The following is a 23,430-nucleotide window of genomic DNA, read 5'->3' as shown; positions in this document are numbered from 1 at the left end:
AACTATGACACTCACCGTGCGCGGGGTGAATCGACTGGGATAGGAGAGTGACGAGCGAAAAGACGACAGTGACCGGCCCTGCGACCACGATCGGGGTGGCGCAGGGGGTCGCCCTCTATGTGTGCGCGATCCTCGGTGCCGGAGTTCTGGTGTTCCCCGGTCAGGCGGCGTCGCTGGCCGGGCCCGCGTCGTTGATCGCTTGGACATTCAGCGCGGCGATGGGCATCCCGCTCGCGTTCACCTTCGCAGCGCTGGCGTCACGATTCCCGGACGCGGGTGGTGTCGCGACGTTCGCTTCCCGGGCGTTCGGAGCCTCCGCCGGTGGGGTGGCCGGCTGGTGGTACTTCATTGCGGGCTCCGTGGGGCAGACCATCGTGCCGCTGACCGCCGGCTACTACGTCGCGGACGCGCTCGGCCTGTCCCAGCACTGGGAGCCGCCTATCGCCGCGGGCGTGCTCGCGGTCGCGGTCATCGCCAATCTTGTCGGTCTCGAGCTTGGTGCCCGTGTTCAGATCGTCCTCGCGATCGGCGTCGCGATAATCCTCATCACGGTGATCCTGGTTGCGCTCCCACGCATCCAGTTCGGGAGTTTGACGCCGTTCGCTCCACACGGTGTCAACGGGGTCGGCCAAGCCGTGGTCGTGCTCTTCTTCGCCTTCGCCGGATGGGAGGCGATCGCACATCTCTCAGCCGAGTTCCGCGACGTCAAGCACACCCTCCCGCTCGCGACGCTGCTGACGATCCTGATTGTCACCGTGCTCTACATCGGTGTGGCCTTCGCAGTCGTCGGCACCGAGTCCTACGGCAGTCGCGTGCTCGATCGCACCTCGCTCGGCGTCATCATCGAGCAGGGGCTCGGCTTGTCCGCGGTCGGCGTCGTCGCTGGGGCCGCCGTCGTCATCTGCCTCGGCACGAGCAACGCCTTCGTCGCCTCGGTCTCCCGGCTCGGCTTCGCTCTCGGACGCGATGGCTGGGCACCCCGGATCCTGACCCGCCGCAACCGGCACGACGCTCCGGTCATCGCGATACTGGCTGTCGCGGCAATCGGCGGTGCGGGGTTGGTCGGTGCTGCCGTCTTCGGCTGGGGCACCGACGACATCGTCTTCATCCCCGCTGTCCTCGTGCTCGCGACCTACCTGCTGGGCACGGCTGCCGCAGCACGTCTGTTCACGGGAGGGCAACGCGTGGTCGCCGTCGTCGCTGTCGCGCTTCTGGTCGTGACCGTGCCGTTCGCGGGCCGGCACCTGCTGATCCCACTCGTCGTCGCGATCGCAGTACTACTCATCCCTCGGCAGCACATGCGAGCCCGTGCCTGAGACGATTCCGGATCTCGCTCGGTTCGCCCAGGAAGACAGGTTCTCTTCGGCGGATCATGAGCCGGGAGCCAGATCGGGACGGCTTGCACGCATCAGCAAGGGCCGTCGGTGAAGACCTCGATGTCCGCGGCACCGTAGCGGTCACCGATCGAATCCCCCTGCACTGGAACGCAACTGGCGAAGATCACCCGCCAACCGGCCAGCGAAGGAAGCGGAATCTCAAATCATGGCCAACTGGCCAAGTCGTGGCCAATCATTCTGCCGCGGTCGGGGACGACGATGCCAGTTGCGCGCGCCCATGCCCGTACTTCGGCGGTGGGCGGCGATCCGGTGGCGGGTGCGGCCGGAGTCTCGGGGGGCGGGTACGCCGAGGCGTTGCCTCCGACGGCGCTGCCGCCGGCCACATCTGGGCGGTCCATGAGCTACAGGATCCGCGTTCAAGGGGCCTTCCTCGGGTCGAAGTTGGACCAGCGTTCGCGCACGGCTGCCACGACCTTGGCGACCTGGGCGTCGAAAGCGTCGAGCTGCTCAGCTTCGGCAGTGCTCGCGACGAAGGCGCGTCGATCGCAGGCTGCGCCCGCGCGCCATATCCGCTCGATCGCCCGTGTTGCGGTGATGTCCGTCAACGGGTTACCGGACACGAGGACCAGGTCCGCGCGCTGCCCGGGCGCGACACGTCCTCGGTCGGCGAGGCCGAACACTCGTGCCGGTTCGGATGTGGCAGCGGCCAGGGCTTGCGCCGGGCTGATGCCGCACCGGACAAGGAGTTCCAGCTCCCGGTGCAGGCTTGCTCCGAACACGGTCCCTGGGTTCGGGGCGTCGGTGCCCGCCAGCAGAGTGACCCCCGCATCGGCCAGTCGCCGCACGTTGTCCTCGGCCCGCGAGTAGGGCGGCATTTCCCGGCCACGCCATCCCGAGGCACCCGAGGTCAACCGGCGTGCCCAGGCGTCCCCGAGCGCCGCAGCGAGCCGCGGGTCCCCTACCACTGCTGCACCACCCGGTTCACCGAGGGTGTTCTCGATGGTGGCCAGCGTCGGACCGACCACGATTCCGGCCTCGGCCATGCGTTCGACCAGGTCCTTGTCCAGCTCGGCGTCCGCAGGGACGTGGGCCACCACGTCGACACCGGCAGACACGACCTCCTCGAGACCGGCCGTCGAGCTCACGTGAGCGACGACGACCAATCCGCGGGCGTGCGCGGCACTGACCAGTGCCTTGATGGTTTCGGAGTCCAGCGACGGCCATAGACCCCCGGTGCCGGAGATGATCTTCAGATAGTCCGAGCCCTCCGCGATTCGTTCCGCGACGAACTGCTCGGCCTGGTCAGCGGCGGTCAACGTCGGGAACGGGGCGTACATCATCGACGGGTGCCCGCCGGGCGCGGTGGCACCGACACCCGAGGAACGTACATCGGCCACGTCCGGACGGGAGCCGGCCTGCTCCTTGGCCCTGGCCACCAGGTCGAGTTTGCTGAACATGTCGAGAACGGTGGTAACGCCGAAGGTCAACGATTGCGCGAGGGCGCCGGGAACGAGGTGCACGTGCGCGTCGATCAGACCGGGAAGCACAGTCCCGCCACCCGCGTCGATCACTTCGTCGCCTTCTTGGGCGGCCGAGGCGGCCGAGCACTCGGTTATCAGGCCGTCAGCGAACCGGACTGAAGTCCAATTCTGCGACTTTGTCCCGTCGAATACCTTCGCGTTCACAATCGTTGTTGCCGCGGCCCGCCAGCGCCCCTCTGACACATGCACCAGTTCCACCATGCTGACTCCTTCCACGCTGGTTGATGACGTCTACTTGCGCGCTCTATTCCAGCCGGTCTCACCAGGGCCGATCAACGACCAACCCAGCCATGAAACAATCACCAAGAGGAATTGATCGAGGCGAGGAGGGCAGTGGCGATGGAGGTCCGGCAGCTGCGCTATTTCGTCACCGTCGCCGAATGTGAACACTTCGGCCGGGCCGCGGAGGCCCTGCACATCGTTCAATCCGCGGTAAGCAAGCAGGTCGCGCGGCTGGAACGCGAACTCGGACTGACCTTGTTCGACCGGTCCCACCGTCGGGCCCGGCTCACGCCGGACGGCCAGGCATTCCTTGTCCACGCGCGCCGCGCGCTACGCGGCATCGACGGTGCCGCTGCCGCGGCCGTCGACATCGCCGCCGGTAACACCGGTTTACTGCGGATCGGCAGCAGCGTCGCATTCAGCCCTCGTATCGAAGCTGCTCTTGCCGCTGTCCGTGTCACCCACCCCGGCATCACGCTCCAGGTGACAAGTTCCGCCTCAACGACCGGTCAGCTCGCCGCCCTCGCTGCTAACGACCTCGATGCCGCATTCGTGGCAGCGCCACCGGACACCCCGGGTGTGCGGGTTCATCACCTCTGGGACGAGCCGCTACTCCTGGCCGTCCCCGCCGCATACGCCCGCACCGCCGGCAACCTCGCCACGCTCGCTGAGCTCCCCCTGGCCCGATCCGCCCGCGCCGATAACCCCGGCATCTACGACCTGTTTACGGCCGCCTGCCAAGCGGCCGGGTTCACCCCCCGCGTGGGGCCGACTCTGACCCGAGTCCAAGACCTCCTTGCCGGACCCGTTGCCTCCGGAGGGTGCTGGACCCTGCTCCCCGCCGGCGTCGTCTCGCAAGACTTCACCGCCGTCGCCCTCATCCAGCCCGACCCACCGATCCGCGTTCCCGCCGCACTCGCACTACCCGACCCCACGCCTCGCGCCTCCGCGCTGAGCCTGCTCGCCGCTGCACAGACCAGAACCGCAAGCAAGCAGGCGCCGTCGAACGGTAGTTGACTCTGCAACTACCGGTCGACTCGCACCCAGTGGAACTGATCGACAGCTTCTTGCTCGCGGCTCGCCGGCCGGAACTCGATCTCGGCACGGGCGGCGACATCGGAATCCATTGCCGCGCAGTCGAACCCCTTCTTGCCTGCCAAACACTCGCCTCCTCGCCCTTGGCAGGGGCCTGCGCCAGAGGCCGCTGTGGCGAGCCAGAGTAGCCGCGTCATACAGAGATAGCCAATAGGCTATTGACTGGCCATATTCATTGAGATTTGGCCATTTTCATTGAGACCCTACAAAATGCGCCTATCCGCGGGCCATATCCACAAACCGGCTCAGGTGCAGTTGGTGCGCGACAGTGATGGTTGCGGTGGGGCCGTTACGGTGCTTACCGAGAATCAGATCGGCCTCGCCGCCGCGTGGGTCGTCCCGTTCGATTGCGTCGGGGCGATGTAGCAGGATGACCATATCGGCATCCTGTTCCAAAGAATTGTGGACTGAAATGCCTTGGGCCACAAAGTTATTAGTTCCCGGTACGGTTCCGTCGTAGACGTCTTGTTCGCTGAGGCTGGTGATTTCGACAATTCGGTCCCAGAAGACGTCGTTGGTGGCGAACATGTCGATTTCGGCGTCGTCCAGGACAGCGGCTACTCGGGCAAGACGGGAGCGGCTCGGAGAGTGCTTCCACATGGCTGATCCGCAGAAGCGGGAGCCCATTGCTGCGGAGAATTCCCGGTGGGTCATGTGTTTGGTGGACAGCAGACCGCGGACCTTGGTCCAGACTTCCTTGGGGACCGTGTCGACATTTGTGTTGCGGGCCATCGGTTCCAGTTCGGTCAGCGCAGATCGTGCTGCATGACCGCGCGCGCCGTGGACGCCGATATCGCGCAGGAAGATGGTTTGATTGTCGGCTCCGTCGATGGTCAGGTGCCAACAGTCGCGGTACCCAGTCTTGGCGGTCTTCTTGATCCGGCCGTGAACCCCCAACCGGAGCAGCAGCTGCGCAACGTCATCGATGAGGCGGCGGCTGGTCGACGCGTAGTAAACACGAGCCTGACGTGCTTTGACATCCCAGCGAACGGAGCCGTCGGTAGCCCAGAGGTGTCGGAGGAACAGCGCGATCTGGTCGTTGGGCAAGGCGAAAATCGGCTGAGGCACGAACTTTTCGTAGCTGCGCAAGCCGAAAAGGCCGAGCTCATCGAGCCACGCCGCAATGGGGTTGCGCTTTCCGTGGGTGAGGCGCTCGGGGGCCCGCAATCGTAGCGTCGTCACTCGGGCAGCTGCATAGTCGTCGCGCACGGCCGTGACTCCGAAGTGGGTCGCCGCTTCGGTGACCGCGGTGAGGTTCTCCTCATCGATGCTGGCGTATCGGATCGGTTGGCGCTTGACGCAGGAACCGTCGCCGATCATGTGGGCCAGCAGAATGACCTCGGCATCCGGGATCCGGGTGGTGTGGACAGGTTCCGGCACAAGCCGCGGGGTTGCCAGCCGGTCATCAACGGACAACTTTTCGAGCGGAAGCCAGCCGTCGACGGTCAGGAACGGGTGATTGCCGGTTGCCTCGACCTCACGACCGGAAGCCAGACGAAGTCGGAACACCTCTTTGCGACCGCTCGGGAAGACTTTCACCATCGGTCGCGCCACCATGCGCATCCGCTCGTCCAGCGACCACACCAGCGGCTGTTCGCCGCTGGCAAGCAGTTCACCGAGGGTGGTTTCGCCGCCGGTGTCGGCACGCAGAATACGAGTCGAGGCAGGTAGGCAACCCGATTCACGGAGGTCGGAGACCATCGGGCGCTTGTCGGTCCGTTGTTCGGGACCACGGTTCAGCTGACTGATCGCGACTACCGGAACTTCGAGCTCCTTGGCGAGCAGCTTCAGATTTCGCGAGAAATCCGAGACTTCCTGCTGGCGGGATTCGACTTTCTTGCCGGAGGTCATCAGCTGGAGGTAGTCGACAACGACGAGTTTCAGGTCATGACGTTGCTTGAGCCGCCGCGCCTTGGCACGAATCTCCATCATGGTCAGGTTCGGCGAGTCGTCGACGAACAATGGCGCTTCGCTGATCTCACTCATCCGCCGTGCGAGCTTCGTCCAGTCGTCGTCACTCATTCGTCCGGAGCGCATATCACCGAGCTTGATTTTCGCCTCTGCCGAGAGCAGACGCATCACAATCTCGGTGCGGCTCATCTCGAGAGAGAAGATGACACTCGGGAGCCCATGCTTGATCGAGCAACTGCGCATGAAATCCATGCCCAGTGTCGAATTGTGTGTGGGCACCATCGATTGCCCGGCGAGGTACAGATGTTCGGCGTTGTCCACTTCGACGCACCGCACCGGCACCGAGTCGATCTTGCGCACATCAACGATATGGCGGGGGCCGGAGCGATCGGTACCAGGTACGACATAGTTCAGGTCGCCGTCGATGCCGCGGAGGGTGTGAACGATCTCTCCCGTCGTGCGAACCGCGACCTGGTCGACACCATGGAGCCGCGACTCGGTGAGCCACTGGTGATCTTCGTCGGCGACAAGCACACTGCCGTCCGAGAACTCCACCTCGTAGCAGGGGCGGTCGGTGAGGACGTCGGTGGTCGCGACGATGCGGGTGGGGCGGCCCTTGGCGTCCAGGAGCTCGTCACCGACACGGACGTCACCCATCGTCGTCCAACCAGTGGGCGTCGGCAGCGGAGTGTCCAGCGCCAGCGCCTTACCGACGCCGGGTCGAGCCGCGACGATGATCATCTGGCCGGGGTGCAGGCCGTTGGTGACCTCGTCGAGTTCGGTGAAGCCGGTGGGGACGCCGAGGGAGATGCCGCCGCGGCTGGCGATGGAGTCGATTTCGTCCATCGTCGGCTGGAGGAGTTCTTCGAGGGGGAGGAAGTCTTCGGTGGTGCGGCGTTCGGTGACCTCGTAGACCTCGGCCTGGGCGCGGTCGACCACCTCGGCGATGTCCTGGCCGTCGGCGCCCGCGTAGCCGTATTGGACGATGCGGGTGCCTGCCTCGACGAGGCGGCGCAGGATGGCCTTCTCGGCGACGATCTCGGCGTAGTAGCCGGCGTTGGCGGCGGTCGGGACGGTTTGGGTGAGGGTGACGATGTAGGGGGCGCCGCCGATGCGCTTGAGTTCGCCGCGGCGGTCGAGGCCCGCGGCGACGGTCACCGGGTCGGCGGGTTCGCCGCGGCCGTACAGATCGAGGATCGTGTCGAAGATGGCCTGGTGGGCGGGACGGTAGAAGTCTCCTGGCCGCAGCGCCTCGATCACGTCGGCGATGGCGTCCTTGCTGAGCAGCATGCCGCCGAGCACCGACTGCTCGGCCGCGAGGTCGTGCGGAGGCTGCCTGCCGAAGTCTTCGCCGGGCGGCTCGGAGTATTCCGCGTGTCCGCGGTCGTCGACGACTGCCACCAGACTCGACCGTCCTTTCCCCACCGGGATTCACACTATCGATGACTCGTTGTACTCCCGGGTACCGACACGTTGGGCGTGCAGCAGCGGGTGCAGCTGCCACCGTTCGCGGGCGCCGTCAGCGGGTTCCAGCAACCGTTGCGGCAAGGTACCGAATCATGACGTTCCTGCTGGTTCGTTCATGACATTGCGACGAACCTAGGCGACCGGACGCGCGGTCACCAAACCGGACTGTGCACACACCTGTGGATAAGTTGGGGACTGTTTACCCAACGGTGTGCACCCCCTGTGTACTACTTGGGGAAAACCCAGGTCACCGCATTCAAACGCGCTGATAGATATTGATTTCCGAATCTATCCACGTGTGGATGAATCTGGGGTCGGCGTGTCGGTTCAGTTGAACAGCCGGGCGTGTTGAGTAAAACAGTGTGGATTACTGGTATGGCCTGCGTCACATTGCGGACGGTTGTTTTTCTCGACGATCAGCAAGTGGGATAACCGAAGGTAGAACCGTTGCGGCGATTTGCCGAGAATGACCCAGATCACCTTTTTGTCGAATGGCAAATATTTAGCTATTACAGTCGAAAGCCACTCTCGTGCCGAACACGAGAGTGGCCTTCGGAGCGAACTCAGTTCGCAGCGACCTGAAGGTCGAACTTGGCGATCACGTCGGGGTGCAGGTGCACCACAACGCCGTGCTTGCCGGTCGACTTGATGTGCGACTTCGGCAGCTCGATGCTGCGCTTGTCGACAACAGGGCCGCCCGCCGACTTGATGGCCGCGGCGACATCCGCCTGGGTCACCGAGCCGAACAGCTTGCCGGTGCCCGCGGTCTTCACCGACAGCGACACGGCCTCGAGGCCTTCGATGGCCTGCTTCAGCTCGTTGGCGTGATCGAGGTTGCGCACCTTGCGGGCGTCCTGCGCCCGGCGGATGCCCTCGACCTGCTTCTGAGCGCCTCGGCTGGCAGCGATCGCCAGGCCGCGGGGCAGCAGGTAGTTGCGGCCGTAGCCGTCCTTGACTTCCACGGTGTCGCCGGGAGCACCGAGGTTGTCCACATCAGCAGTCAGAATCAACTTCATTGCGATGCCTCCCTGTCTCAGCGAGCCGTCGACACGTAAGGCAGCAGTGCAACCTCACGCGAGTTCTTCACGGCAACGGCGACGTCGCGCTGGTGCTGCACGCAGTTGCCGGTCACCCGGCGAGCGCGGATCTTGCCGCGATCACTGACGTACTTACGCAGCAGCTGCGTGTCCTTGTAATCGATATTGACGGTGCCGGTCTTGGCTTCCTTGCAGAAGGTGCAAGCCTTCTTCTTCAGCACCTTCTCGCGCGCTGGCGCTTTAGGCATGTCTTACTCCGTAATCATTGATGGCCCAAGTGGATCCGGGCCGATGAATGCCGTTCTCAGAACGGCGGTTCGTCGTCTACGCGGCTGTTGCCCCCGAAGGAACCTGCCGCAGGTGCGCTGCCCCAAGGGTCGTCCTCGGCGCCGCCGGAACGTCCTCCGCCACCACTGCCACCGGCAGGGGCGAAGTTGCCACCGCCGCCACCGCTGCCGCCGGAACCGAATCCGCCGCCACCGCCGCCGCCGCGATTGGCCTTGGCGACCTTCGCGGTGGCGTAACGCAGCGAGGGACCGACCTCGTCGACCTCGAGCTCGACGACCGTGCGCTTCTCACCCTCGCGGGTTTCATAGGAGCGCTGCTTGAGTCGTCCGCTCACGATGACGCGGGAACCACGTGTCAGGCTTTCAGCGACATTTTCCGCAGCTTCACGCCAGATGTTGCAGCGCAGGAAGAGCGCTTCGCCGTCTTTCCATTCGTTCGAATTACGGTCGAACACGCGGGGAGTCGAAGCGACGGTGAAATTCGCCACCGCTGCGCCCGCGGGCGTGAATCGAAGCTCGGGGTCGGCCGTCAAGTTTCCGATGACGGTGATGACCGTGTCGCCTGCCATGTGGTTCCTCCTGCTCGGTTGCAGTCCGCAATGCACTCGCTGTTGCGCTAGAGCCTAGAGACAGGCTCCGACGCAATCGAGAGTCACTTGCCGTGGCGCAGAACCTTGGTGCGCAGCACCGACTCGTTGAGGCCCAGCTGGCGGTCGAGTTCCTTGACCGTGGCGGGCTCAGCGGTCAGATCGACCACCGCGTAGATGCCTTCGGCCTGCTTGGCGATCTCGTAGGCGAGACGGCGGCGGCCCCAGATGTCGACCTTGTCGACCTTGCCGCCTTCGGTACGAACCACGCCGAGCATGGTCTCCAGGGACGGGGCTACGGTGCGCTCGTCCAGGCTCGGATCGAGGATAACCATCACTTCGTAATGACGCACGGACCAATCACCTCCTGTGGACTAGGAAACGGCCACGGACTTTCCGTGGCAGGAGGGTCGTTGCGTCAGCAACCCGACAAGGCTACATGAGCAGCTGCTGAGCGCCGAAACGCCCCCACAGCTGCCTGGCTCCCGCGGATTTTGCCCTGGTGTGGGTGGTGCGCGGGCGATCGCATCCGCGGGGGACGCAAACGTGGCCCGGCCCGGCCACTTAGGGTGGTCGTCATGCCGACCGGACTGGCCGCCAGCGACAGGATCGCAGGCCGTGTGACGCGCACTGCGGCGCTTTCCGCGGTGGTGGTGTTGCTGTGCGGGCTCACGCTGGCGCTCGCCTACCTGAACAAGGCGCGCTGTGCGGGTGCGCCGTTTGCCGAGGACGGTCGCAGCTCGGTGTTCGACGTGCTCAAGGATTCGGATGTCTGTTATTCCGATATCCAGTTCCTGTGGCTCGGGCGCGACATCGACAACCATGTTTTTCCGTATATCGACGGCGGCATCACCGAGGACGGCATGCTGACCGGGGGTGCGGTCGAATATCCGGTGCTCAGCGGTGTGCTGATGTGGCTCGGTGCGGTCGGAGCGCACAATGACGCCGAATTTCTGCTGCACTCCGCGCTGCTGCTGGCGCCGTTCGCGCTGCTGACCGCATGGTTGCTCGTTCGACTGTCCGGACGTGCGGCGCTGCTGTGGGCGGCAGGGCCGCCGTTGGTGCTGTACGCATTCCACAACTGGGAGCTCCCGGTGGTGTGCACGGCGGTGGCCGCCGTGTACGTGGTCACCGCGATGCCCCGATATTCATTGCGCACCAGGGGAATACTGGCTGCGGTACTGCTCGGCCTCGGCTTCTGTTTCAAGCTGTACCCGGGCATCTTCGTGCTGCCGTTGCTGGCCTATGTGCTCACCGGTGGCCGGCGCGAGGTGGAAGATCTCGAGCCGGCGCGGCTCGATGTGCGCGGTGCATTGATGGCGGCTGCCGCTGCCGTCGGCACGGTGGTGGCGGTGAATCTGCCTTTCGCGCTTGCCGGTTACGAGGGCTGGCGGGCGTCGATCACCTTCCAGCAGTTGCGTCAGGCCGATATCACCACGAATTCCATTTGGTACTGGGGACTTCGGCAGCTGTTCGGGCAGGACGCCGACAGCGAGACGGCGTTTCAGCATGCGGTGTCGATCGCCTCGCCCACCCTGGTGCTCGCGTCCTTCGCGCTTGCGATGTGGTTGGGTTGGAAGCGATTCACCAGGACCGGCACCTTCCCGTGGATCGGGGTCAGCGGCGCGATGCTGTGTGGATTCCTGTTGTTCCACAAGGTGCATTCGCCGCAGTACACGTTGTGGCTTGTTCCGTTCCTGGTGTTGCTCGAAGTGCCGTGGTCGGCGATCGGCGCGTACCTGGTGGCCGACGCGGCTATCGGCATCGGGGTGTTCCGATACTTCTATTCGATCGGTTCCGGCACCTCGGTGGATCTGATGGAGAACGTGGTCCAGTTCGGCGTCTGGGGTCGCGCCGTTCTGCTCGTAGTGTTCTTCTTCCTGTTCGCGCGGGCGCTGCCGCGCGGGTTCCGACCTGCGCCGCCGCCGATCTCGCGTTTGGACCGCGGTGACTTGGTGCCGGTGGCCTAGCCGGTAGCTGGGCGGTCGGGTGGGTGTGCTCAGTCCGCGGCGTGTCTGGCGCGGAATGCGGCGCTCTTGGCGCGATTGCCGCACTGGGTCATATCGCACCAGCGGCGCGACTTGCCGCGTGAGGTATCCACGTAGAGACGGGTGCACACGGGGCGGCCGCATGCCTTGATCAGCTGCCGCTCGGGTCCACCGAGCATTTCGACGGCGGCGCGGGCGATGGCCGTGATGGCGGCCTCGGGAGTTCCGGTGCGGATCAGCGTGGCATCGGATTGCAGTGTCAGACGGGGCAGTTCGCCGACTGCCAGCTCGTTGACGATGCCGCGGTCGGTCTCGACGAACGGTTCGTCGTCGGCGGCGGCAAGGGCCAGTCGGTAGGCGGCTTCGCGCAGGCGCACGGCACGGTCGAATATCGCTGTGTCGCAGTGTGGTTCGCCGTCGAGCAGATCGGCGGCGACGAGCCATTCGTCGAGGTCGGCCGGTGTGCGGAGGTAGTCGTCGAACGTCGTGGCTCGGGCTTTTACCGTGCCTGCGAAGTCCAGGGCGAGGTTACCGCTTACGAAGGCGAACACCCTCTCATGGTAACCGTCTTGACAGGTTAGTAAAGCAGGTGCGACGGTAGTAACCGCTTTAGCCGGTTGCATCGGGAGGACTCGTGAAAGATCGCATCGCGACGGTGGCCATGCAGCCGCTCTTTGTTGTGCTGTGGAGCAGTGCGTTCATCGCGGGGATCATCGGAGTCGGTGCCGCACCGCCGCTGATGGTGTTGTTCGTGCGGTTCACCATCGCGGGCCTGTTGCTCGCGCTGTACGCGCGAGCGGTGGGGGCGCGATGGCCACAGGGTGCCGAGCTCCGGCATGTGGTCGTTGCGGGTCTGCTGATGCAGATCGTGCAGTTCGGTGCGTTCTATACCGCGATGAGCCACCATGTTTCGGGCGCTGTCATCGCGCTGGTGCAGGGGCTGAATCCGGTGGTCATCGCGTTGTTCGCCGGGTTCATCGGCGAAACCGTCACGGTGCGGCAGTGGTTCGGCTTCGGGATCGGCGGCGTCGGTGTGGGGTTGGCCGTGCTGGACCAGTCGGCCATGTCGATGGTCGGGCTGCTGCTGTGCGTGATCGGATTGCTCGGCCTGAGCATCGGGACGGTGTATCAGAAACGGTTCGTCCCACAGGTCGATCCACGCGCCGCGACCGCGGTGCACGTGGTGGCGAGCGCGCCGATCGCGGGTGTATCGGCCTGGGCCAGTGGGCAACTGCATGTCTGGGATATGGGCCGCTTCGCGCAATCACTGGCCTGGATGGTGTTCATGAACTCGATGGTCGCGTTCCTGCTGCTGAACCACATGCTGCGGCGCTGGGATGCGACCCGGGTCGGCCGACTGTTCTTCGCGACGCCGGTGGTGACCGCGACCCTCGCGTGGCTGCTGGTCGATCAACCGTTGCGGCCCTTGACCGTTGCCGGACTCGCGGTCGGCGTAATCGGCATGGTGCTCGCGTCGCGGCGACCCGTTGCCGCGGTCGTGCAGCCGCACGCGGTGGCGGTGGAGGTGCGCTGAGCTACGTGCTCGCGCCGTGCCAGTCCATGCCCCACCGGTAGGCCTCGTCGATGGCACGCTGGGCGCCCTCGACATAGTGGACCTCCCGGTGCACAGTGATGCCGGTGCCCTGATGCTGTAGCAGCGCAACGGCACACGAGTCGGCGCCGTGCACCGGGGCGTCGAGGCGAACCTCGATCTGCGGGCCGGACGTGGGGAACAGGGTGAGGACGCCATTGGCGGCGGCCCAGTTCGGCGCGCCGTCGGAGCCGGCGGCGAAGATCAGGATGCGCCGAAACAATTCTGGCCTCGCGAGATCGATGTGCAGGTTCGCGCCAGCGTTCGCCGCATCGCTGCGATCGTCTCCGTCGAGGACGATATGCGGCTCGGAATCCAGTGCGCCGAAATTGTTTCCGATCGCCGCAATCACGCCTTTGGCCCCGTTGGACAGCTCATAGAGGCAACCGAGCTCCAGCTCGACGGGCTTGGACTTGCGGAAAAAACCCTTCGAACCGGTGGTCCAATGCAGGTTCACCCGCATGACTCCGGGCTGGTCACCGGGTTTGACGAGGGTGGTGCTCGGCGTAGCTTTCGACAGCGTCAACTTCGACTGGTTGACGCCGCCGGGAGTGTTGTCCTTCGCCATCGAAGCGATTCCCCCTCGTACACAAAGAAAGCGGCAATGGCTGAAATACAGCCATTGCCGCTCGAAGTTCGTCGACTGTCTGCCGAATGTCAGCCTACCGGCGTCGGTTCCCGTTCGCTCTTCACTTCTTCGGCGTCATCCTCGCGACGGTTGCGAACGATGCTGGTGATGAAGGCCGCACCGATGAAGGCGACACCGACAACGCCGGTGATGAGATCGTTGATGTGCACGCCGATCGAGACCATCAGGATGACGGCCAGCGCACCGATCGCCCAATGTGCGCCGTGCTCCAGATACACGTACTCCGAGAGCGTGCCCTTGCGCACCAGGTAGACGGTGATGGAGCGGACGAACATGGCGCCGATCAGGCCGAGGCCGAGCGCGATGATGATCGGGTCGGAGGTGATGGCGAAGGCGCCGATCACGCCGTCGAAGGAGAACGATGCGTCGAGCACTTCCAGATACAGGAACAGGAAGAACCCGGCCTTGCCCGCGGCCTTGGCGAGTTCCGAAGGACCCTCGGTGTGCTCCTCCGCGGTGTGGAACATCGATCCGAGTCCGTCCACCACGATGTAGGTGAGCATGCCGAGCAGGCCGGCGAGCAGGACGGTGGCGCGCTCTTCTTCGGTTGCGATGAACTCCGCGGTCAGGATCAGTGCGGCACCGGAGACGACCACCGAGAGCATGTCGAGCTTGCCGAGCCGGGCCAGCGGCCGCTCCAGCCAGGACAGCCAGGTGATGTCGCGTTCCTCGAAGATGAAGTTCAGGAACAGCAGCAGCAGGAACATGCCGCCGAACGCGGCGATCTGCGGGTGTGCGTCGGTGAGCAACGTCTCATAGCTCTTGCTGCCGTCCGGGAAGGTCGCGGCGCCGTCGGCGGGCGGGTTGAGCGCCAGATCGAAAGCCTTCACCGGGTCGAGGCCCGCGGTGATCCACACGATCGCCAGCGGGAAGACCAGGCGCATGCCGAACACCGCGATCACCACACCGATGGTGAGGAAGATCTTTTGCCAGAACTCGCTCATTCGTTCCAGCACAGTCGCATTGATGACCGCGTTGTCGAACGACAGTGAGACCTCGAGGATGCCGAGGATCGCGGCGAGCGCGAACGCGGTCGGTCCGCCGTACAGGAACGCCACGATAAGCGAGACCACCGTGACGATGAAGGACATGCCGAAAATGCGCAGGACCACGCGGGGACCTTTCCTATGCGGCGACTCGGACGTTCGTCCGAGCCCGGGTGAATGAAGAGACCGGGTTGGTGACGGCTAATTCCAGCGTGGCTGCTGAATCGGCGGTTGTCCAACGGTGTTGCGTGCGTCTCGGCGCGTTGTCGCACGAACAGGGGGCCCGTCGCCGAGCCCCCTGACAGGCAAGGTCGTGCTTAGACGTTCACGCCGTAATCGCGGGCGATGCCGGCCAGACCCGAAGCGTAGCCCTGACCGATGGCGCGGAACTTCCACTCGGCCCCGTTGCGGTACAGCTCACCGAAGACCATGGCGGTCTCGGTGGAGGCGTCCTCGGTGAGGTCGTAGCGGGCCAGTTCGGAGCCATTGCTGCGGTCGACGACGCGAATGTAGGCGTTGCGCACCTGACCGAAGGACTGCTGACGGCCGTCCGCGTCGTAGATCGAGACCGGGAAGAAGATGCTCTCGATCGTCGGCGGGGTGGCCGCCAAGTCGACGTTGATCACCTCGTCGTCGCCCTCGCCCTCACCGGTCTTGTTGTCACCGGTGTGCTCGATGGCGCCTTCGGGGGACTTGAGGTTGTTGAAGAACACGAAGTGCTGATCCGACAGCACCTTCTTGTCCGCACCGGTCGCGATGGCGCTGGCATCGAGGTCGAAGTCGGTGCCGGTGGTGGACCGCAGGTCCCACCCGAGACCGACCGCAACGGCGGTAAGGTTCGGCGCCGCCTTGGTCAGCGAGACGTTGCCGCCCTTGGACAAACTGACACCCATGCGGAAATCCCTTTCAATAGACGTTTGAGGTTCCCAGCATGTCCGAATCGCCGGGTACGCCATACGACAGTAGTAGGTTTCGGCGAACTTGCGTAGGAACCCGTGGAACCCCCGGCGAACTGGAACATCGCCGGGAGCGGCGCGGTCGCAGGGCAGTCTCGCTGTCGGGCAGGCGCAGGCGAGTCCACCGCCTACCATCGGGGCGTGGCAGGCCGCAGGCGTGGATGGTTCCGGTCATCGGGGCACAATGAATGGATTCAGCAGGCCCGACCGGCGCTGACTGCTGGCTTCCTCGATATGGATCGGCGCCAGAGCGCGGCCGAGGCGGCCGTGCACGCCGCCGAGCAAGTGTTCCCGGATCGACGGATGAGCGCGCACTGGGAAACGGTGCGCAGCCGGTGCTATGACGCGGCGGGTGCGTACCTGGCGTTCAACGACGAGTTGGATACAGCCGAGCGCGACGGCACTCCCGTCCCACAGGGGCAGGCCCGCGCCGATGGGCTGGTCCGGCAGCTGAATGCGGCGGCAGTGGCGGTGGACGAGTTCTATGGCGGCAATCAGACACAGCTCGAGCGCGCCCTGGCCGTGTATCGGACGGTGCCGCAGCTGGCCGAGCAGGTGAAGATCACCGCGGCGGGGGTTCGCCGGCAGGCGGCCGAGTCCGAATACGTCGGCTACCCGTCGGTGCGACAGACCGCCGCCGCCGTCGATGAGGCCATGATCACACTGGAAGCCGCAGGTCCAGAGGCTGCCGCGACCGTCCGAGCCGCTGCCAATCGCCTCGAAGCGGCAACCAAGGAATTGACAGAAGCATTGGCGCAGGCCCCATCTCGCGAAGGGGCCGCGACCACCGCGATCAGCTCGGCGAGCACCAGGTTGGCGGCCGTGCGCACGAGAGCCGAACGGCTGGCGCCGGCCTTCTCTACGCTGCTGCGTGAGTTCAATGCTGCAAGTTCCGCGGATCTGGCTAACAATGGGCGGGAAAGTCAACGGGCCATCGATGCCGCGGACGCGGCCCTGGTACAGGCGCGCGTGGCATTGGCCCAGAACAACCCGGAGTCTGCACTTGATCTGACCACATCCGCGCGCGGGTCTCTGACCGAGGCCGAGCAGCAGGTCGACGCCGTGACCAAACGGCTCACCATGCTGCGCGAAGTTCGGGACAATCCGCAAGAGAAGGCCAAGGCCGTACGATTTCGGCTGCGGGACGCACAAATGCTCGCGGTGGGCCGGGGGCTCACCGCCGAATGGGGATCTGTGCTCGATGCACAGATGGACCGAATCGACCGAATCGCCGAAACACTGTCGGGGCGACACCCCGACTACTGGGCCTATGTGACGGAACTGGATTCCATCACCGAATTCATAGCCGGGGTAGTGGATCGAATGAGAAAACAAGCAGGACCACGACGAGAATGAGGATGGGGCAACGATGACCGCAGGCATCGCCGTCCCGCAGGCGGTTTCGCTGCGGAAACGACTGCCGCTGCGCCATTTTCGGCAGCTGCACGGCCCGGAGGCACGGCATCTTTTCCATCGGCAGCCCGAACCTTTCGGCGACCACGCCGATCGGGAGCTACTGGCGATCGCACTCGGCGCCACGTTGTACGCACCCGCGACCCGGCCGGATCTCGCCGTGACGATCGCCAAACGCGCCGAGCGCGGCGTGTGCTCGATGGTGATCGATCTCGAGGACGCGGTCGCCGACCACGAGGTGGAATTCGCCAAGCGGCAGACGGTGGCGACGCTGGATCTGCTGGCAGGCAGCGAGGATCCGAATCCGCTGCTGTTCGTCCGGGTTCGCGACGCGGACGCGATCACCGAGATCGTCGAGCAGCTCGGGGCGGGTGCGGCGGTGCTCACCGGATTCGTCTTCCCCAAATTCGACAGCACCACGGGAACCAAATATCTCGACGCGCTCGAGACCGCCGCGGAGCTGCTCGACCGGCCGATATACGGGATGCCGGTGCTCGAATCGGCAGGACTGGTGCACCGGCAGACCCGCGACGACGAGCTGACCCAGATCGCGACGTTGCTCGCCGAGCATCGGGAGCGGGTGCTCGCGGTGCGGGTCGGCGCGACGGATATGTGCTCGACCTTCGGCATCCGGCGCGACCGGGATCTGACCATCTACGACGTGCGGGTGGTCGCGGATGTCATCGCCGACATCGTGAATTACCTTGGGCGAGCGGATGGTACGGGTTTCGTCATTACCGGCCCGGTCTGGGAGTACTTCGCCGATCACGAGCGGATGTTCCGGCCGCTGCTGCGCACCGCGCCCTTCGCGGAGTCCGACGCGGTGCCGTTCCGGCAGTACCTGGTCAGCCGGGATCTGGACGGGTTGCTGCGTGAGATCACGCTGGACCGGGCCAACGGCATCCAAGGCAAGACGGTGATCCACCCCTCGCACGTGGCCGCCGTGCACGCGCTGTCGGTGGTGACGCACGAGGAGTACTCCGACGCACTCGACATCCTGCAGGTCGACGTGGGTGGTGTTGCGGCATCCGGCTACCGCAACAAGATGAACGAGATGCGGCCGCACCGCAGTTGGGCGCGGCAGACGCTGCTGCGGGCGCGGGTGTTCGGTGTGGCGAATAAGGGAGTTTCGTTCGTGGATCTGCTGTCGGCGATGGTGAAGGTATGAGTGGCGCGTCTGCTGACCTGATCGGGACTGCCATCCCCTGGGCGACGAGGACGCTCGGGATGGCGCTGTTCCACGACGATTCGTACGGACCGGTCGATCCCGACGTGGCGACCAGTGCGTTACCGGTAGAACTGTCGATCGAGTCGCTGATCCAGCCGGGTCTGCGCCGCAACCCGCGACGCGCGCATCTGCTGGTGTCGACCGTGCTCGGCAAGCATCTGCCGACGGACCCACGGGTGGTGCTCGATGCGGGCAACCGGCTCGGCGACCTGGTGCGCGGAGTACTCGGTGACCGGGAAGCAGTCGTACTCGGGTTCGCCGAAACCGCAACGGGTCTCGGTCATTGTGTGGCGGCGCGGATCGGTGCGGGCTGCTACCTGCATTCGACCCGGCGAGACGTCGCCGAAGCGGAGACACTCACCGGGTTCGAGGAGGGGCATTCGCATGCCACCTCGCACCAGCTGCAACCTGCACCGGCCGATATTTTCGCCAACGACCTCCCGCTCGTGTTGGTAGACGACGAGATATCCACCGGCGCTACGGCTCTCGATGCAATCCATGCGCTGCACGCGTTCTCCCCGAGGTCGCACTACCTGCTTGCTTCACTGGTGGATATGCGCACCGAGAACGATCGCGCCGCTTTCGAAGCGGCGGCGCAGCGAATCGGCGCGCGGATCGACACGGTGTGCCTCGCGTCCGGCCGCACCGCATTGCCGGACGGATTGGTGGACGCGGTCGCCGCGCTACCCGAACCCGAGCTGAATCCCATTGCTGAGCAGCGAGGTTCGTTCACGCGAATGGAACTACCGTGGCCCGCGGCGGTGCCGGAGGGCGGCAGGCATGGGATTCTGCGTTCGGACATGACCGCGTTCGATTCCGCTGTCACCGCTGCGACCGAGGTGATGCGGACGAAGCTCGATGCGGAATTCCCCGGCCGGCCGGTCATCGTGCTCGCGCACGAAGAGCTGATGTACATGCCGCTTCGGATGGCGGCGCAACTCGCCGAATCCGGCATGCCGACCCGGTATCAGACCACTACGCGGTCACCGGCTTACGTGCTGGACGAACCCGGTTATCCACTGCGTCGTGGATTCCGTTTCCTGGCACCGGAGGTCGGTCAGGAGCAGCCTCGCTACCTTTACAACGCGCATTGGGCCGAGGAGTTTTCCGGTGCGCGCGATCCGGAGTCGATGCAGCGGTCGAGCCGACTCGTCGGCACCGAGGAAAGCCTCGGCAGCCAGTCGGCGAATTCCACAGCGAGCGGCGCAGCGGACGGCGATCCGGTCCTGGTTGTCGTCATCGATTCCCCTGCCGACACCGCCGAACTCGTTGCCGACGGTGGGTTGATCGATGTGCTCACCGCCTCCGGCGCCGATGCCGTCGTCGCGGTGCTGCCCGGTGCTGATCCGCGCATGCTGCACGCAGGGCGGGTCGATCAATTGCCGTCGGGTACGGCAGTGCCCGACACGGACGCCATGATGAGGTCAGCTGCTGTGAATACCGTCCCCGCAGTAGAACTTCCCGCTCCGCTGCACGGTCCGGACTTCGGATCGTATGCGCCCGAAGAGGTTTCCTGGCTGCTGAAGGATCTGTCCGACGTCGACCTCGAGGCGGACGTCGCTGAGCGGGAGCGTCGGATCCAGGCGGGAGTCGCGCATTACGCCGAATCGCTGCCGATCGAATATCAGCCGGATGCGGCCTATCGGTCGTTGTTCGACGAGGTGCTCGAGGCCAGTGCCGAGCGGCTCGCGCTTGCCGTCGCGATGGTGGCGGAGCTGGTTGTCGCCGAGCGCGGCAACGACATCGTGCTGGTGTCGTTGGCTCGTGCCGGCACTCCAGTGGGTATCCTCATGCGCCGCTGGCTGGCCGCCGGCCGTTGCGGCAAACTGCCGAGTCTCGAGGTGCCGCATTATGCGGTGTCGATCGTGCGTGATCGCGGCATCGATGCCGTCGCATTGGACTACCTTGCCAGGCATCATGATCCGGCGTCGGTGGTGTTCGTCGACGGTTGGACCGGCAAGGGCGCCATCACCAGGGAACTCACCGAAGCACTCGACGCGTACCACGCCGCGGGTGGCGCTCGGTTCAACGACGAACTGGCCGTACTCGCCGATCCGGGGCATTGCGTGCGTACCTACGGCACCCGCGATGACTTCCTCATTGCGTCGGCCTGCCTGAATTCGACCGTCTCCGGCCTGATTTCACGCACGGTATTGAACGACACCCTGATCGGACCCGGCGATTTCCACGGCGCGAAGTTCTATCGCGAGCTGAACGGTGACGATGTCTCCGTGCGTCTGCTCGACGCGGTGAGCGGCGCTTTCGACGCGGTCCGAGACCGGGTGCCCGCCGAGGTCGCTGCCATCCGCGACAGCAACCGGACACCGACCTGGTCGGGCTGGGCGTCGGTGGAGAAGGTGCGTGAGCAGTACGGCATCGGTAGCGTGAATTTCGTGAAACCCGGTGTCGGCGAGACCACCAGGGTGCTGTTGCGTCGGGTGCCGTGGCGGGTGCTCGTCCGTGAGGCCGATGCGCCCGAGCACGCTCACCTGCGCATGCTTGCCGCGGCCCGCGGTGTCCCGGTAGAGGTCGTGGGAGACCTCGCCTATTCGTGCATGGGATTGATCAAGGACGTACAGCAGTGATGCACCTACGAAGCCTACGAAGACAGACGCTGGTAGCCACCGACCTGGACCGGACGATGATCTACTCGCGCAACGCTTTCAGCGCGGCCACCGCGGTGCCGACGGTGTGTGTGGAGCATCTGGAAGGTGAGCCACTGTCGTTCATGACGACCACCGCGGCCCTGCGGATGCAAACCCTGACCGAACCCGCCGCCGTCATTCCGACGACCACCCGCACCATCAAGCAGTTCGAACGCATCCAATTGCCAGGCGCCCCATGGCGATACGCGATCACCAGCAACGGCGGCAATATCCTTGTCGACGGTGTTCCCGATATGCGCTGGCGCATCGATATCGACGACCAGGTTCGCGCGGGCGGTGCGACGCTGTCGGAGATCAATGCCGAGCTCCGTGCGCGCATCGATGACAGCTGGGTCACCAAGTTCCGTGTCGCCGACCATCTGTTCAACTATCTGGTGGTCAAGCCGAAAGAGGTGCCCGAGGGTTTCCTCGCCGAATGGGACGGCTGGTGCCGCACTCGCGGGTGGTCGGCCTCCCAGCAGGGCCGCAAGATCTACACCATGCCGACGGCTGTCTGCAAGAGCCGCGCCGTCCAGGAAGTTCGCCGCCGACTGGTCGAGAACGGCGAGCTATCCCATGCCGCAATGACTCTCGCCGCCGGCGACGGCGCACTGGATGCCGAAATGCTCCGCACCGCCGACTCGGCCATCCGGCCCCGCCACGGGGAACTCGAGCAACTGAACTTCACTCATCCCAATCTCACCATCACCCGGGCCTCGGGCATCCTCGCCGGCGAGGAGATCATCAACTGGTTCATCAAAGCCGCGCCGCTGTCCGAATAAGGGGTGCCCTAGCTGTAGGAGGGCTGGACGTTGGTGACGGCAAGGGTGAGCCGTGAAGCGGGCGGTTGGCCGTCTGTCGCGCTGTGTGGCCGGTGGTAGACGCCGATTGTCGCCATTCTGGGCACCGGGAAATCACCCACCTTCCTGCTACTCGCCGCCTCCGGCAGCCCTGCCGGAGGCGGCGAGGTGGCATCACTCGACGGCGGTTCCCTCGAGCTCGACCATCTGGCCGGGGATCGCCAGCCGTGTGACCCCGAGCATCGTGGTAGTCGGTGTCACCCCGGCAGCGCCCAACCGAGACGCCAGCACGCCGTAGTGCTGGAAAAGCAGATCGACGTCGGTGGTGTAGACGTTGAGCCGGACGAGGTTCGCGAGGGACATGCCGGCCGCTCCGAGCACGGCCTCCACGTTGTCGAGGCTCAGCGCCAACTGGGCAGCCATGTCACCGGCATGCTGGGGCTTGCCGTCGCCGCTCATCGCGGTCTGCCCGGAGCAGTACAGCGTCCGGGTGTGCCCGGAGACGAGCTCACCCTGGTTGAATCCCATCTCCACCGACCACGTCACCGGGTTGACTGCCGTTCGTTCCGCTACCACATCAGCTCCATTCGATTCGTTGACGTACGTACGTCCAGCGGCCCGGCAGCCGCTGTCTGTGCCGCCGTGGTGGTAAGCCTCCCAACGAATCACGACATCCTGTGTCGTGTATTCGGTAAAGTTTTCGTATGCGCGCCGACCGGTTGGTCTCGCTGGTGCTGCTGCTGCGCCAGCGCGGTCGGCTGACTGCGGCCGAGCTGGCCGACGAGCTAGAGGTGTCCACCCGCACCGTGTTGCGCGACATCGAGGCGCTGTCCGCGGCCGGTGTCCCGGTCTTCGCCGAACGCGGCCGGCACGGCGGATTCGCGTTGTTACCTGGGTTTCGGACCGAGCTCACCGGGCTGAACCACGACGAGGCGCTTGCGTTGCTGGTCGCCGGATCGCGGCGCGGCGCGCAGGCATTCGGCCTCGGCTCGGCGCTTGCTTCGGCGATGCTCAAGGTGGTTGACGCGCTACCCGAAAGCTATCGGGACACCGCAGCTGACGTGGCCGAGCGATTGCTCATCGACCCGGAGACCGATCTGCTGTCGCGTCGGCTGACCGCTGAGGAGGCGCCCAGCACCATATTGGCCGAGGTTCGGCGCGCGGTGTTCGCCGGAAACAAGCTGCGCATCCACTACGCGGCGCTCGACCAGACCTCGAAGTGGCGCACGGTGGACCCGATCGGCCTGGTCATCGTTCGCGACCGGGGCTACCTGCTGGCCACGAGATCTGGCGTGGACCGCACCTACCGGCTGTCGCGGGTGTTGGCTGCAGAGGAACTCCCCGAACGGGCACAGCGACCAGACCGGGTCGATCTGGACCGGGCCTGGCAGCAACGCAGCACACAGTTTCGGACCAGCGGCGACCAAATCGCCGTGCTGGTACGGGTGAACCCGGCGCGGCGGGAGGACCTGGTGAGCACCGCACTGGCCGTCCGCACCGAGGAACCCGACGCAAACGGCTGGCTACGGCTGGAGGTGACCTTCCAAGATTCACGACACGCCGAATGGGCGCTGTGGCAGCTCACCACGGACGCGGAAGCCCTGGCCCCGCAGTCGTTGCGCACATCCCTGCGCAACCGCGCCGCCGCGATTGCCACCCGCTACGGAGAGTCATCCTGAGAGTTGTCGCC

21 protein-coding genes are annotated in these 23,430 nt (G+C 65.3%); 9 read left to right on the top strand and 12 right to left on the bottom strand.

The genetic code is table 11. The features are described from left to right. Positions 1-47: 47 nt before the first annotated feature. Entirely contained in the window at positions 48-1,316 is a 1,269-nt protein-coding gene (locus tag OHA42_RS04055; protein WP_406234663.1) for an APC family permease, read from the top strand. A 437-nt stretch (positions 1,317-1,753) separates the two neighbouring features. On the opposite strand, the gene OHA42_RS04050 is transcribed toward OHA42_RS04055, so the two are convergent. Next, on the bottom strand, positions 1,754-3,079 hold the full coding sequence (locus OHA42_RS04050; protein WP_406234661.1) for an amidohydrolase family protein: 1,326 nt from the start codon (positions 3,077-3,079) through the stop codon (positions 1,754-1,756). Positions 3,080-3,217: 138 nt separating this feature from the next. On the opposite strand from OHA42_RS04050, the gene OHA42_RS04045 reads away from it, so the two are divergent. Then, positions 3,218-4,117, top strand: coding sequence for a LysR family transcriptional regulator (locus OHA42_RS04045; protein ID WP_406234659.1), 900 nt, complete (start codon positions 3,218-3,220; stop codon positions 4,115-4,117). Between the two features lie 8 nt (positions 4,118-4,125). Here the strand turns inward: OHA42_RS04045 and OHA42_RS04040 are convergent, their stop codons facing one another. The 6 genes from OHA42_RS04040 to rpsF form a co-directional block, all read right to left on the bottom strand. Further along, a complete protein-coding gene (locus tag OHA42_RS04040; protein ID WP_406234657.1) occupies positions 4,126-4,260 on the bottom strand; it encodes a hypothetical protein in 135 nt (44 codons plus the stop codon). A gap of 151 nt (positions 4,261-4,411) precedes the next feature. After that, entirely contained in the window at positions 4,412-7,507 is a 3,096-nt protein-coding gene (locus OHA42_RS04035) for a replicative DNA helicase (RefSeq protein ID WP_406234655.1), read from the bottom strand. A gap of 629 nt (positions 7,508-8,136) precedes the next feature. Beyond that, positions 8,137-8,589: a 50S ribosomal protein L9 gene (gene rplI, locus OHA42_RS04030; protein ID WP_406234653.1), complete on the bottom strand. Its 453-nt coding sequence runs from the start codon at positions 8,587-8,589 to the stop codon at positions 8,137-8,139. A gap of 17 nt (positions 8,590-8,606) precedes the next feature. Next, positions 8,607-8,858 (bottom strand): 30S ribosomal protein S18, encoded by a 252-nt coding sequence (gene rpsR / locus OHA42_RS04025; RefSeq protein WP_328407495.1) that lies wholly within the window; start codon positions 8,856-8,858, stop codon positions 8,607-8,609. Between the two features lie 56 nt (positions 8,859-8,914). Continuing rightward, positions 8,915-9,466 carry a single-stranded DNA-binding protein gene (locus OHA42_RS04020; protein WP_328407493.1) on the bottom strand — a complete coding sequence of 184 codons (552 nt, stop codon included), beginning with the start codon at positions 9,464-9,466 and terminating at the stop codon, positions 8,915-8,917. A gap of 83 nt (positions 9,467-9,549) precedes the next feature. Beyond that, positions 9,550-9,837 (bottom strand): 30S ribosomal protein S6, encoded by a 288-nt coding sequence (gene rpsF, locus OHA42_RS04015; protein WP_328407491.1) that lies wholly within the window; start codon positions 9,835-9,837, stop codon positions 9,550-9,552. 225 nt (positions 9,838-10,062) lie between these two features. Here rpsF and OHA42_RS04010 point away from each other — a divergent pair, with 225 nt between their 5' ends. Continuing rightward, the gene (locus tag OHA42_RS04010) at positions 10,063-11,454 is read left to right on the top strand and encodes a hypothetical protein (RefSeq protein WP_406234650.1); all 1,392 of its coding nucleotides are present in this window, start codon (positions 10,063-10,065) and stop codon (positions 11,452-11,454) included. A gap of 29 nt (positions 11,455-11,483) precedes the next feature. On the opposite strand, the gene OHA42_RS04005 is transcribed toward OHA42_RS04010, so the two are convergent. Continuing rightward, positions 11,484-12,023: a CGNR zinc finger domain-containing protein gene (locus OHA42_RS04005; RefSeq protein WP_406234649.1), complete on the bottom strand. Its 540-nt coding sequence runs from the start codon at positions 12,021-12,023 to the stop codon at positions 11,484-11,486. An 83-nt stretch (positions 12,024-12,106) separates the two neighbouring features. Here OHA42_RS04005 and OHA42_RS04000 point away from each other — a divergent pair, with 83 nt between their 5' ends. Then, the gene (locus OHA42_RS04000) at positions 12,107-13,006 is read left to right on the top strand and encodes a DMT family transporter (RefSeq protein WP_406234647.1); all 900 of its coding nucleotides are present in this window, start codon (positions 12,107-12,109) and stop codon (positions 13,004-13,006) included. A 1-nt stretch (position 13,007) separates the two neighbouring features. On the opposite strand, the gene OHA42_RS03995 is transcribed toward OHA42_RS04000, so the two are convergent. The 3 genes from OHA42_RS03995 to OHA42_RS03985 form a co-directional block, all read right to left on the bottom strand. Next, entirely contained in the window at positions 13,008-13,631 is a 624-nt protein-coding gene (locus OHA42_RS03995) for a Tellurium resistance (RefSeq protein ID WP_406234645.1), read from the bottom strand. A gap of 89 nt (positions 13,632-13,720) precedes the next feature. Then, complete coding sequence (locus tag OHA42_RS03990; protein ID WP_406234644.1) at positions 13,721-14,824, bottom strand: DUF475 domain-containing protein; 1,104 nt, start codon at positions 14,822-14,824, stop codon at positions 13,721-13,723. Positions 14,825-15,015: 191 nt separating this feature from the next. Continuing rightward, positions 15,016-15,591 (bottom strand): TerD family protein, encoded by a 576-nt coding sequence (locus OHA42_RS03985; protein WP_328407479.1) that lies wholly within the window; start codon positions 15,589-15,591, stop codon positions 15,016-15,018. Between the two features lie 204 nt (positions 15,592-15,795). On the opposite strand from OHA42_RS03985, the gene OHA42_RS03980 reads away from it, so the two are divergent. The 4 genes from OHA42_RS03980 to OHA42_RS03965 are packed head-to-tail and all read left to right on the top strand — an operon-like array spanning position 15,796 to position 21,722. Beyond that, positions 15,796-17,010, top strand: a complete 1,215-nt coding sequence (locus OHA42_RS03980) for a hypothetical protein (protein ID WP_406234643.1) — start codon at positions 15,796-15,798, stop codon at positions 17,008-17,010. Positions 17,011-17,023: 13 nt separating this feature from the next. Beyond that, entirely contained in the window at positions 17,024-18,235 is a 1,212-nt protein-coding gene (locus OHA42_RS03975; RefSeq protein ID WP_406234641.1) for an HpcH/HpaI aldolase/citrate lyase family protein, read from the top strand. Next, on the top strand, positions 18,232-20,880 hold the full coding sequence (locus OHA42_RS03970; RefSeq protein WP_406234639.1) for a phosphoribosyltransferase: 2,649 nt from the start codon (positions 18,232-18,234) through the stop codon (positions 20,878-20,880). The genes OHA42_RS03975 and OHA42_RS03970 overlap by 4 nt, the downstream gene beginning before the upstream one ends. Beyond that, complete coding sequence (locus tag OHA42_RS03965) at positions 20,880-21,722, top strand: HAD family hydrolase (protein WP_406234637.1); 843 nt, start codon at positions 20,880-20,882, stop codon at positions 21,720-21,722. The genes OHA42_RS03970 and OHA42_RS03965 overlap by 1 nt, the downstream gene beginning before the upstream one ends. 192 nt (positions 21,723-21,914) lie before the next feature. Here OHA42_RS03965 and OHA42_RS03960 read toward each other — a convergent pair whose 3' ends face one another. Beyond that, positions 21,915-22,268: a RidA family protein gene (locus OHA42_RS03960; RefSeq protein ID WP_406239069.1), complete on the bottom strand. Its 354-nt coding sequence runs from the start codon at positions 22,266-22,268 to the stop codon at positions 21,915-21,917. Positions 22,269-22,444: 176 nt separating this feature from the next. On the opposite strand from OHA42_RS03960, the gene OHA42_RS03955 reads away from it, so the two are divergent. Beyond that, positions 22,445-23,419, top strand: coding sequence for a helix-turn-helix transcriptional regulator (locus OHA42_RS03955; RefSeq protein WP_406234636.1), 975 nt, complete (start codon positions 22,445-22,447; stop codon positions 23,417-23,419). Positions 23,420-23,430 lie beyond the last annotated feature (11 nt).

Source organism: Nocardia sp. NBC_01009, from assembly GCF_045208035.1.
Taxonomy (GTDB): Bacteria; Actinomycetota; Actinomycetes; order Mycobacteriales; family Mycobacteriaceae; genus Nocardia.
The sequence above is the reverse complement of the archived record's forward strand: the minus strand, read 5'-3'. Positions and strand labels throughout refer to the sequence as shown.